The organism is Picosynechococcus sp. PCC 73109, from assembly GCF_001521855.1.
Lineage (GTDB): Bacteria > Cyanobacteriota > Cyanobacteriia > Cyanobacteriales > MRBY01 > MRBY01.
Map to the genome: position 1 here is coordinate 1,481,514 of NZ_CP013998.1, position 12,030 is coordinate 1,493,543.

Here is a 12,030-nt window from a genome sequence, read left to right on the forward strand (position 1 = left end):
CATGATTTTAGGTACAACAAGTTTATTTCTTGTCTTTTGCTGCTATGAACCCTGCGGAATCGTCTCGTCTATTCACGGCCTTTGGTGACGGTAACCCCGAAACGCCACCGATGCATTTTGAGACCCACTATCGAGGGATCATGCAAATGTACGCGCCCCTAGAGGAAGTCGCGGCGTACCTAGATCGCCATGGCGGTTGGTTCCACCGTTGTGCAAAACCGATGCAGGTAGAACCCCTCACCGAGAATGGCTATATTCTGACGGTGGGCAAGTTTGGCAATTTTGGCTATGAAGTAGAACCAAAACTGGCGGTGGTTTTTGACCCCCCCGTTGAAAATGCCTACAGAATGTACAATGTGCCTCTGCCTGAGGCCCAATCCCAGGGCTATGCCATTGATTATGATGCGTTGATGTGCCTCGATCATCTCCCCTGGGAACAGGTACTTGCCAACGATGCACAGGCGCGAAAACTGCTTGGCGATCGCCCGATGCCGCCGGTGATTACCCAGGTGAATTGGGAGCTGCATTTACAGGTGCTGGTTCAGTTTCCCCGGTTTATCTACAAGTTGCCCCAGGGTCTACTGAAAACCACAGGCGATCGCCTCCTCGCGACCATTGTTTCCCAGGTTTCGCCGCGCCTCACCACAAAAGTTCAGCAAGACTTCCACGACTGTTTCAATCTCCCCTTACCCCTCAAGAGTGGTCGAGGTTGTACCGTCATTCGTCCTCCCGAAGACAATCCAGAAACCCACAAAAAAGAGGACAGTCCCCCTGTCCCCCCCGAAAATTTTGCCTGGACGCTACCTACAGACGGCCAATAATTTTCGTCACAATATCCATACCACTCACGGCCTGCCAACCAAACAGAGCCACCAGCAACGTATTCAAGCCAATGTGGGTTACCCGCGCCAAATCGTTGCCCCGTTGCATAAAAGGCACCAAAGAGGCTGAGATGGCAATTAAACCGGTCATCCCTAAACCGACAAGGAGGTGGGGGCCAACGAATAATTTCCCGTTGTTGATGTAGGTGACGGCCATCCCACCAATGGTTCCCAAAACCATAAATGCCAGCAGGGCTGAACCCACCTGGTGGTGCTTGAAGTTAAATTGTTTTTTGACCAATTCTTTGCGGACTTCTTTATCGGCACTCCGGATGCGGCGGATCTGAATACCGAGGTACATCGCATAAATACAAAGCCCAAACAAGACCCACATCATAATGGGGTGACCAAACTGGGACCAGACTTTGACGGACTCTGGAATTTCAAAACTCATGGGTGTTTTCTCCTTCGTTCAGGATGCTGAAATCTTTATAAAACTTAACCGATTCCCCTGGCAAATGGAAATTATCAACTAGAATCTGGGACGGCTTGGGACAGGATCGATCCGGGATACTTCTACAATAGAAATTAACCTTTATTGTATGTTTCGCGATGACAGCCCCCGTGGACCGCGCCCAGTTATTTCAGGCAATTCGCGCCCAAAATGTGGATCGAGTGGCCGCATTGCTCACCCAGGGGGTACCAGTCAATATTTTGGATGGCGATCGCACGAGTCCTTTGATGTATGCCTGTCAAGTTGGGGCTTTGGATCTCGTTAAACTCTGCCTCACCCACGGCGCAGATTTAGAATTACGAGGAAAATATGGCCTCACGGCGCTGATGGTGGCGGCGGCGGCAGGACAAACGGCAGTCCTACATTTTTTGATTGGGGCTGGCGCTAATCCCAATGCCACCAATGAAGATGGCAGTACCGCGCTGATGGTGGCGGCCTATCGGGGGGCGATCGCCACCGTAGAAATTTTGTTGAAGGCCGGGGCAAAGATTAACCACGAAGATTTCGATGGAGATACGGCGCTGAATTTAGCGATTCAAGGGCAACACCCGGTGGTGGTGCAGATACTCCTGGCCCAGCGGGCTAACCCTTACCAAGGCCTAGGGGCGATGACGGTGGCCGTGTCGGAGCGGGCGATCGCCTGTTTAGAAGTCCTACTCAAGGCCGGGTTAAATGTGAATCTTCCCAGTAGTGACGGGAAGACCCCCCTCATGCACGCAGTTATTGCGGGTTACGATGAGGTCGTTGACATGCTGTTGGCTGCTGGGGCGGTGGTCAATGCCACAGATCTCGATGGGGATACGGCCGTTATTTTTGCCGTCGAACAGGGGAATTTGCCCCTCACACAACGTCTGGTTCAGGCCGGGGCAACCCTGACTCAGCCGGATATTCTGCCTCTCGCGGGGGCTGCTGGCAATCTCGCCTTGGTGCAATATTTGCTTAAGCATCAATTAAATCCCAATAGCACCGATGCAGCAGGCGACACGGCCCTCCATTTAGCAACCCTCGAAGGCCACTACGATATTGTCGAATATTTACTCCGCCAAAATGCTGTGGTGAACCTAGCCAACCACCAAGGTGATACCCCCCTCCTGGTTGCTGCCTACCAGGGGCAAAGGGCGATCGCCCAACTTCTTCTCGACCAAGGTGCAGATCTCCACTACCAAAACGAAGGAGAAAATGCGCTCCTGATCGCCTTCAACCAAGGCAAGCTGGAACTCCTCGAACTTTTCCTGGCAAGGGGAGCTAATCCTGATGAACGTCTCCCCAACGGCAAAACCCTCCTGATGGAAGCGGGCGATCGCGGTTATCAAGCAGTCATTGAAGTGCTGTTAAAGGCAGGGGCCGATGCCAATATCAAAGATCAACATCAAGCCACAGCCTTAATGTGGGCAGCCCACCGGGATCACCATGCCGTTGTTCAGTTGCTCCTCGAACGGTGTCCAGATTTAGATCTCAATGCCCAAAACAAACGGGGCGACACAGCCCTTAAAATTGCTCAGTTTAACCAATGTAAAACCGTTGTGAAGCTCTTAAAGGCTGCTGGGGCGAGATGATGGCGATGGGGGAGAGTCTGCCGCCAAGCTAGAGCTATTTAAAAACTTTTCAATTTCTAAGGATTCGACCACGTGGGGATTTTTCACCGGTGCCGTGGGGGGATGGGCATGGCGCACATCTGTAATCCACCAGTCCAGGGCTGCTTTTTGCAGATCAATGGTTGCCCCCGTTTTATCAACACAGTAGCGCCCAAAGACCAATTTATCCTTGAGGCGTACCCCTGAGCCCAAGCGAGAATATTCAAAAATTACACTACTTTCGACGGTCGCGCCTGCACAAATCCAACAACTGGGGCCAATCATGGTCGGGCCAATAATTTTTGCCCCATCTTCAATGCGGGTCATGCCGCCAATGTAGACAGGGCCTTCGATATCGACTTTATCCCAGTTGACGGCCACATTCAGGCCTGTATAAACCCCTGGTTTGACTTCGATGCCGGGAATGGGCACATTTTTGATCTTGCCCTGGAGCACGCTCTGAATCGCCTGCCAATAGTCAGGGACTTTGCCAATATCTACCCACTCAAAGTCCATATCTAGGGCGTAAAAAGGTGCATTGGCCGCCACAAGCTTTGGAAACAGTTGACCACCAATGTCGAATTCGCAGTTGGGGGGAATAAAATCGATTACTTCCGGCTCAAAAATATAGATCCCGGTATTAATTTTCGTGCTGAGAGCTTCGGTAACGCTGGGCTTTTCTTGGAAACTGAGAATCCGGTCTTCATCATCTGTGACCACAACGCCATAGCTAGAGACCGCTTCTTTGGGGACAGATTTGGTGATTACGGTGGCGATCGCCCCTTTTTCGCGATGCCACTGCACCGCTGCGGTGAGGTCTAGATCAATCAGAGCATCACCACAAAGCACCACAAAAGTATCGTCAAAAAATGGATGAAAATCTTGGATCTTCCGCAACCCCCCGGCGGAACCGAGGGCTGCCCCCTGTAATTCTCCGTCTTGGATACTGCCTTCAAAGGAATAGGCCAGATGTACTCCGTAGCGTTGACCATCCTTAAAGTAGCCTTCAATTTCGTGGGCGAGATGGCTCACATTCACCATAATCTGATCAAAGCCATGTTGGGCGAGCAGATCCAGCAAAAATTCCATCACGGGTTTTTGCAGAATTGGGATGAGGGGCTTGGGGATGGTGTAGGTAATTGGACGAACCCTGGTTCCTTTACCCGCTGCCAGAATCATGGCTTTCATGAATGGTATTGTCCTCGAACAATGATTGTTTTCAGGCTAAATGGCGCAAAGCCTCGGAAGATTGGTCTTTATTTTACCGAAAGGTGTTCCTTTCCCTAAATGCCCGCATTTCCCAAAAGATTCAGTTTAGGATGGAGTGACAGTTGTTTTCTGTCCACAGCAATGGCGATTAAACGCAACCAAGGCCATGGTCTCCCGCCTAAACGTGATCCGGCTTTGGGTAGAGATGCCCTCACCACGAGTCAAGCCCTGCCCGAAGACCAAGAACAATCGGCCAATGAAGATCGCATTCGTCCCCAACGTCTGGGAGATTACCTGGGTCAAAAGGATCTCAAGGAAGTATTGGGTATTGCGATCGCCGCCGCCAAAGCCCGCCGTGAACCCCTCGATCATATGTTGCTGTATGGCCCCCCTGGGTTAGGGAAGACAACCATGTCATTGATTTTAGCGGCAGAAATGGGCGTGAAGTGTAAAATTACTGCTGCCCCAGCCTTAGAACGCCCCCGGGATATTAGTGGCCTGTTGGTGGGTCTAGAGGCTGGCGATATTTTGTTTATCGATGAAATTCACCGTCTTAATCGCATGGCCGAAGAATTGCTCTATCCAGCGATGGAAGATGGCCGCTTAGATGTCACCATTGGCAAAGGAGTCAGTGCCAGAACCCGTAGTATTCCCCTGAAGCCTTTTACTTTGATTGGCGCAACGACCAAAGTGGGGGCTTTAACCTCCCCTCTGCGCGATCGCTTTGGCTTGATTCAACGGTTGCGCTTCTACGAGGTCGATGAATTGATTGCCATCGTCCATCGCAGTGCCTTGATCCTTGAGCAGCCCATTACCCCAGAGGGCGCTTTAGAGATTGCCCGTCGAGCACGGGGGACGCCTCGCATTGCCAACCGTCTATTACGGCGAATCCGGGATTATGCCCAGGTCAAAGGCCATGGAGAAATTTCCCAAACGGTGGCGGCAACGGCTTTGGATCTGTACAACGTTGATGCTTTGGGATTGGACTGGACAGACCGTCTAATCCTAGAAACAATGCTCAATCATTTTGGGGGTGGCCCAGTGGGTTTAGAGGCGATCGCCGCCGCCACTGGCGAGGATAGCAAGACCATTGAAGAAGTCTACGAGCCTTATTTACTCCAAATTGGTTTTTTAAACCGCACGCCCCGAGGACGTGTAGTGAGCGCAAAAGCGAGACAACATCTAGGTTTAATCCCGGTAGAACAAACCACCCAACTCGACCTTTTACCCTAGTTTTAACTGGTCTTGCGGGTGACGGCTTCGAAATTTCTTTCTGGAGAAATCCTTCTAAAATAGTGAAAACACTTGAAATTTGGACGATCAACGCAACTTTATTATGGATTTTTCCCCGGCAACCTCAGCATTAATACTGCTTATTTTCGCGGCTTTGGGTACGGTTTTGTGGGGCTATCGGCGATCGCAAAAAGCGGGACGCTTAGGGTTATTGGCCTGGGGACAATCCCTCGCGATTACGGTTCCCTGGTTGGTGCTATTGAGTTGCATTCTTTTAGGGGTGAGCCTGGATCTCATTGGTGTGGTGCTGATTTTGGTGGCTTCGGCGGGAGCCTATATCTATTTAGGTAATCTACGCCGAGAGGCAGGCCAGGGGGAGATGATTCGCAAACAGGCCCTAGAACGCCTCCAAACTGAAACTCAAGCCACAGAATCCTCGACACAAGCCCCAGCAGATCTGGCGACCGAACCCGAAATTCAACCCATTAATCCAGAGGATCTCCAAACCATTAAAGGTATTTTTGGCATTGACACATTTTTTGCCACAGAAGCAATTCCCTACCAAGAAGGGGCCATTTTCAAGGGAAATTTGCGGGGGGAACCCGAAGAGGCCCACCAAAAGCTGACGGAAAAATTAGGCGATCGCCTGGGGGATAAATACCGCCTTTTCTTAGTCGAAGACCCAGAAGGCAAACCAGTGATTGTCATCTTACCGAGCAGTAACGACCCAAAAACCACGAGTCTCGCCCAGAAAAATGTCGCTTTAGTCTTACTTGTTGCCACCCTGGCGACGACCCTAGAAGCGATTGGTGTCCTCAAAGGCTTTGATTTCTTCAGTGATTGGCAGCGTTATACCGACGTCCTGCCCCTCAGCCTGGGGATGTGGCTCATCTTGGGGGTTCACGAACTAGGCCACTGGGTCACGAGCCGAAAATATAATGTCAAACTCAGCATTCCTTTTTTCCTCCCCAACTGGCAGATTGCTTCTTTTGGGGCGATTACCCGCTTTGAATCCCTGCTCCCGAACCGGACAGCGCTCTTCGACATTGCTTTTGCTGGCCCAGCGGCGGGGGGGCTGATTTCCCTGGTGCTTCTCCTGGGTGGTTTTGGGCTCTCTAACCCAGACAGTCTATTTAAAGTTCCCAGTCAATTTTTCCAGGGTTCAGTGTTGGTGGGTACCCTGGCGCGCATTTTCCTAGGCGATGGGTTGCAACAAGCGATTGTGGCGATTCATCCCTTGACGATTCTGGGCTGGTTGGGCCTTGTGATTACAGCGTTAAATTTACTCCCCGCAGGTTGTTTAGACGGAGGCCGCATTATCCAGGCTATTTATGGCCGTAAAACAGCTCGTCGTACTACCATTGCTACCCTCGTGGTATTGGGGCTAGTGGCTTTGTTTAACCCAGCAAACCCCATTCCCCTCTACTGGGCTTTGATTATTATTTTTTTACAACGGGAAGCAGAACGCCCCAGCCTCAATGAACTATTGGAACCTAACGATACCCGGGCGATCCTGGGATTAGTCGCTTTATTTTTGATGCTGGTGACTTTAATTCCCTTGAGTCCCAGCTTGGCGGGACAATTGGGGATCGGCGCATAACCTCTTGGGGAAAATTCAAGCTTTGATGGACAAAATTTTTTCAGTAAAGGATAACAACAGCAATGACAGCGCATAATTTTTTCTGGGATGGTGACTGGTTTTCACCGCAGGCCAGTCAAGATCAAAATTTAATCGCGCAATTGGATTTTGTGCCCGGTCTGAGGGAGCTGCTCTTTATTCGCCAGGCCCATGCCCTCGAACATGGAACGGTCTGGGTGCTTACAGAATTGGCAGAACGCTACCCAACGGCCTGGCGTCACCACTACGCGGAATTAAGTGGAATGTCCACGGGGCAAGGGTTTTATTTATTTGGTGGCGTGGATAAAACCGATCTTTACCGGGCGGTCAGTACAGCCGGCGATCGCCTCCGGTCTGGGGAATGGAATTTAGCGATTCATCCTCGCTGCGGCACCAATATCTCTGTCACTCTACTACTAACAGCAGGATTAGCTGGTGGAGCCGCTTGGTTGCTCCCCAAAGATCCCCTCACCCAACTCTTTGGTATGGGGACTGCTGCTGCCACAGCCTGGGCGATCGCCCCTGATCTCGGTAAATATGCCCAACAGCACATCACCACCGCGATTCCCTTCAATCTCGCCCTCGAAGAAATCCAAGAAAACACGGACGAGAGTGGAAATCCAAGCCATTTTGTCCGATTACGGTGGCAGGACGCGCAATAAAACTTAAACACTTCAAGTGCCTGAAAACCCCTATCCGATAGTAGGCTGTTATCTAAGTCTAACTACACTCTTTAGTAATCGCTTTAAAGGAACATAAGCATGGCTATCGAACGCGGATCCAAAGTTAAAATTCTCCGGAAAGAATCCTACTGGTACGGCGATGTCGGCACAGTAGCAAGCATTGATAAAAGCGGTATTATCTATCCCGTCATTGTTCGCTTTAACAAAGTCAACTACAACGGCTTTAGCGGTAGTGCTGGTGGTCTAAACACCAACAACTTCGCTGAGCATGAACTCGAAGTCGTCGGCTAAGCCCCTCTGTCCCTCTTTTTAAAAACCCATTTTTGATATTAAACACACAACCAACATCGTCTCTTTGCGGGGGCGGTGTTTTTATATGCCCCTTCAAATTCCTAAAGGACAATGGGAAAATAGCCACCACAAAGATTAAATTAAACCACTACAACAAAGGATTAACCCCGTGACTGTTCGCGTTCGTATTGCCCCAAGTCCCACCGGAAATCTCCACATCGGGACAGCTAGAACTGCTGTCTTTAATTGGCTTTTTGCCCATCACCATGGCGGTACCTTTGTCCTCCGGGTTGAGGATACCGATTTGGAACGGTCTAAGCCCGAATACACCGAAAACATTAAAACGGGTCTCCAATGGCTCGGTTTGCACTGGGATGAAGGCCCTTTTTTCCAAACCCAACGGCTGGATCAATACAAAGCAGCAATCCAAACCCTTTTAGATCAAGGTCTTGCCTATCGTTGTTACTGTACCCCCGCAGAACTTGAGGCGATGCGGGAACAACAAAAAGCGAATAATCAGGCGCCCCGCTATGACAATCGTCACCGCAACTTAACGGAGGCGCAGCGAGCTGAATTTGAAGCCCAAGGTCGTAAACCCGTAATTCGCTTCAAAATTGACGATGCTCAGCAAATCGTTTGGCAAGATCTGATTCGAGGCACCATGACTTGGAAAGGTAGCGATCTCGGTGGTGACATGGTGATTGCCCGCACTCCTGAAGGGAATGAGTCTTTTGGTCAGCCTCTCTATAATCTTGCGGTGGTGGTTGATGATATTGATATGCAAATCTCCCATGTGATTCGGGGGGAAGACCACATCGCCAATACTGCTAAACAAATTCTTTTATATGAAGCCCTTGGCGCGGCAGTACCTCAGTTTGCCCACACGCCCTTAATCCTCAATCAAGAGGGACGTAAATTGTCGAAACGGGATGGGGTGACATCTATTGATGATTTTCGCCAAATGGGATTCCTCCCCCAGGCGATCGCCAACTATATGAGTCTTTTGGGCTGGACGCCGACCGACTCAACCCAAGAAATTTTTACCCTCGAAGAAGCCGCAAAGGAATTTTCCCTAGAGCGGGTCAATAAAGCTGGCGCAAAATTTGACTGGGACAAGCTCGATTGGATTAATGCCCAGTACCTCCACCAAATGCCGATCCCCGCCCTGACGGATCTGCTTATCCCTTATTTACAAGCAGCAGGTTACGAAGATTATCTAGGCGATCGCCCCTGGTTAGAGTCCCTCATCACCCTCGTTGCGCCCAGCCTCACCCGCTTGGCCGATGTTACCCAAGAAACCCGACTTCTTTTTGGTGACAGCATCACCTTAGACGAAAAAGCCACGGCCCAACTCCAAACCGAGGGCGTTAAAGCGATTCTCCAGGAAATCCTCCAAAACATCCAAGCCAGTACTAATTTCACCCCCGATGAAGCAAAAGCACTCATTAACCAAGTCACCAAAGCCCATGGCGTCAAAAAAGGCGTCGTCATGAAATCCATGCGTGCCGGGCTGATGGGTGAACTCCAAGGCCCCGATCTCATGCAATCCTGGGTACTCCTCCACCAAAAAGGTTGGGATATCGAAAGACTCAATCAGGCGATCGCCTCGATCTAACCCGCCAACGTAGGGATTTGGTTTTCAAATCCAACAAAAAGACCTCTGGTACTCATCAGTGAAATGAGGAAGGAGGTTTTTTTAATATCTCACCTAATCGAGAGGAATAGAATGTGGTTGTCAAATCCAGATTGAGGGGCTTAAGAACTTAAAATCCCAAATTTTTCCAGCCACCAAACCCCTTGTCCTGAGTGCATTCCAGGGATTTTTCATCCAAATCCGAAAAAAGATTGGAAAAAGGTGTTGACATCTCCGAGTTGTGTGGTTAATATAGTTAAGCGCGGTTGAGAGAGACGCACTGAACCGCCGCCCCGAACCGAGACAAAAGAATAGAATTTGAAAGTGACTATCCGCCCCCTTGTTTTAAACAAGATTATAACAAGTGAGCTGGTTGAGATTGAAACAATCGATACCAAGGAGCTTAGTTAAGGATAAAGAGAGCCTTAAAAAACATCTCTTGCTAAAGACAAATGAAAATTCTAAGGAATGAGTAAAAAAGTCTAATATGGAGAGTTTGATCCTGGCTCAGGATGAACGCTGGCGGTATGCCTAACACATGCAAGTCGAACGAAGCCTTCGGGCTTAGTGGCGGACGGGTGAGTAACGCGTGAGAATCTGCCTTCAGGACGGGGACAACAGTTGGAAACGACTGCTAATACCCGATATGCCGAGAGGTGAAATCTTTTTTGGCCTGAAGATGAGCTCGCGTCTGATTAGCTAGTTGGTGGTGTAAGGGACCACCAAGGCGACGATCAGTAGCTGGTCTGAGAGGATGAGCAGCCACACTGGGACTGAGACACGGCCCAGACTCCTACGGGAGGCAGCAGTGGGGAATTTTCCGCAATGGGCGAAAGCCTGACGGAGCAATACCGCGTGAGGGAGGAAGGTCTTTGGATTGTAAACCTCTTTTCTCAGGGAAGAATACTGACGGTACCTGAGGAATAAGCACCGGCTAACTCCGTGCCAGCAGCCGCGGTAATACGGAGGGTGCAAGCGTTATCCGGAATTATTGGGCGTAAAGAGTCCGTAGGTGGTCATGCAAGTCTGCTGTCAAAGCCCACAGCTTAACTGTGGATCGGCGGTGGAAACTGTGTGACTTGAGTACGGTAGGGGTAGAGGGAATTCCCAGTGTAGCGGTGAAATGCGTAGATATTGGGAAGAACACCGGTGGCGAAAGCGCTCTACTGGACCGTAACTGACACTGAGGGACGAAAGCTAAGGTAGCGAAAGGGATTAGATACCCCTGTAGTCTTAGCCGTAAACGATGGATACTAGGCGTTGTCTGTATCGACCCGGACAGTGCCGAAGCTAACGCGTTAAGTATCCCGCCTGGGGAGTACGCACGCAAGTGTGAAACTCAAAGGAATTGACGGGGGCCCGCACAAGCGGTGGAGTATGTGGTTTAATTCGATGCAACGCGAAGAACCTTACCAAGATTTGACATCCCGTGAATCTTGCAGAGATGCGAGAGTGCCTTCGGGAGCACGGAGACAGGTGGTGCATGGCTGTCGTCAGCTCGTGTCGTGAGATGTTGGGTTAAGTCCCGCAACGAGCGCAACCCTCGTCCTTAGTTGCCAGCATTAAGTTGGGCACTCTAGGGAGACTGCCGGGGACAACTCGGAGGAAGGTGGGGATGACGTCAAGTCATCATGCCCCTTACATTTTGGGCTACACACGTACTACAATGGTCGGGACAAAGGGCAGCAACCCCGCGAGGGCAAGCGAATCTCATCAAACCCGGCCTCAGTTCAGATTGCAGGCTGCAACTCGCCTGCATGAAGGAGGAATCGCTAGTAATCGCAGGTCAGCATACTGCGGTGAATCCGTTCCCGGGCCTTGTACACACCGCCCGTCACACCATGGAAGCTGGCAACGCCCGAAGTCGTTACTCTAACCGTTCGCGGAGGAGGGCGCCGAAGGCAGTGCTAGTGACTGGGGTGAAGTCGTAACAAGGTAGCCGTACCGGAAGGTGTGGCTGGATCACCTCCTTTTAGGGAGACCTAACCTACTGAAGTTTGAAAGCAATCAGCAAATAGAACGCAGTAAGGTCATCTCGAAGGTCGTGCGAGGGGGAGAAACGGGAGTCACTTTCAAATTTAGGTTCGTGGACATGGGCTATTAGCTCAGGTGGTTAGAGCGCACCCCTGATAAGGGTGAGGTCCCTGGTTCAAGTCCAGGATGGCCCACTTATCAACCGTTGATAATCATCAATTGTTGATATCAATGGGGGTATAGCTCAGTTGGTAGAGCGCCTGCTTTGCAAGCAGGATGTCAGCGGTTCGAGTCCGCTTACCTCCACCAAAACCACGAAATAATGAAACGAACTCAGCATCAGCACCATAGTCTAAAAAAAAAGACGAAAGATGTTGTTGAATGCTGAAAGAGATTTCAGCAAAGCACCTTGAAAACTGCACAAAAGAATATTAGATAGTCGAAATAATAGCTAGGTAGGAAAGTACGAAAGTACAAGCA

9 protein-coding genes, 2 tRNA genes and 1 rRNA gene are annotated in these 12,030 nt (G+C 50.4%); 10 read left to right on the forward strand and 2 right to left on the reverse strand.

The genetic code is table 11. From position 1 onward, the window contains the following. Positions 1-44 precede the first annotated feature (44 nt). Positions 45-821 (forward strand): DUF1997 domain-containing protein, encoded by a 777-nt coding sequence (locus AWQ23_RS07110; RefSeq protein ID WP_232308984.1) that lies wholly within the window; start codon positions 45-47, stop codon positions 819-821. Here the strand turns inward: AWQ23_RS07110 and AWQ23_RS07115 are convergent. Beyond that, positions 805-1,275 (reverse strand): DUF4079 domain-containing protein, encoded by a 471-nt coding sequence (locus AWQ23_RS07115; RefSeq protein ID WP_012307006.1) that lies wholly within the window; start codon positions 1,273-1,275, stop codon positions 805-807. The two genes, AWQ23_RS07110 and AWQ23_RS07115, sit on opposite strands and share 17 nt — an antisense overlap. 158 nt (positions 1,276-1,433) lie before the next feature. Here AWQ23_RS07115 and AWQ23_RS07120 point away from each other — a divergent pair, with 158 nt between their 5' ends. After that, positions 1,434-2,891, forward strand: a complete 1,458-nt coding sequence (locus AWQ23_RS07120) for an ankyrin repeat domain-containing protein (protein ID WP_062433853.1) — start codon at positions 1,434-1,436, stop codon at positions 2,889-2,891. Here the strand turns inward: AWQ23_RS07120 and AWQ23_RS07125 are convergent. After that, a complete protein-coding gene (locus tag AWQ23_RS07125; protein ID WP_062433856.1) occupies positions 2,868-4,097 on the reverse strand; it encodes a sugar phosphate nucleotidyltransferase in 1,230 nt (409 codons plus the stop codon). The genes AWQ23_RS07120 and AWQ23_RS07125 overlap by 24 nt on opposite strands. A gap of 162 nt (positions 4,098-4,259) precedes the next feature. Here AWQ23_RS07125 and ruvB point away from each other — a divergent pair, with 162 nt between their 5' ends. The 8 genes from ruvB to AWQ23_RS07165 all read left to right on the forward strand — a co-directional run bounded on the left by ruvB (position 4,260) and on the right by AWQ23_RS07165 (position 11,859). After that, the gene (ruvB, locus tag AWQ23_RS07130; protein WP_062433859.1) at positions 4,260-5,351 is read left to right on the forward strand and encodes a Holliday junction branch migration DNA helicase RuvB; all 1,092 of its coding nucleotides are present in this window, start codon (positions 4,260-4,262) and stop codon (positions 5,349-5,351) included. Positions 5,352-5,454: 103 nt separating this feature from the next. Continuing rightward, positions 5,455-6,951 (forward strand): site-2 protease family protein, encoded by a 1,497-nt coding sequence (locus AWQ23_RS07135; protein WP_062433861.1) that lies wholly within the window; start codon positions 5,455-5,457, stop codon positions 6,949-6,951. Positions 6,952-7,013: 62 nt separating this feature from the next. After that, the gene (locus AWQ23_RS07140) at positions 7,014-7,631 is read left to right on the forward strand and encodes a DUF6391 domain-containing protein (RefSeq protein ID WP_062433864.1); all 618 of its coding nucleotides are present in this window, start codon (positions 7,014-7,016) and stop codon (positions 7,629-7,631) included. A 99-nt stretch (positions 7,632-7,730) separates the two neighbouring features. Then, a complete protein-coding gene (locus AWQ23_RS07145; protein ID WP_012307012.1) occupies positions 7,731-7,943 on the forward strand; it encodes a photosystem I reaction center subunit IV in 213 nt (70 codons plus the stop codon). A 169-nt stretch (positions 7,944-8,112) separates the two neighbouring features. Then, a complete protein-coding gene (gene gltX, locus AWQ23_RS07150) occupies positions 8,113-9,558 on the forward strand; it encodes a glutamate--tRNA ligase (RefSeq protein ID WP_062433866.1) in 1,446 nt (481 codons plus the stop codon). Positions 9,559-10,060: 502 nt separating this feature from the next. After that, positions 10,061-11,549 (forward strand): 16S ribosomal RNA (locus AWQ23_RS07155). 121 nt (positions 11,550-11,670) lie between these two features. After that, positions 11,671-11,744, forward strand: a tRNA-Ile gene (locus AWQ23_RS07160). Positions 11,745-11,783: 39 nt separating this feature from the next. After that, positions 11,784-11,859 (forward strand) — tRNA-Ala (locus tag AWQ23_RS07165). Positions 11,860-12,030 lie beyond the last annotated feature (171 nt).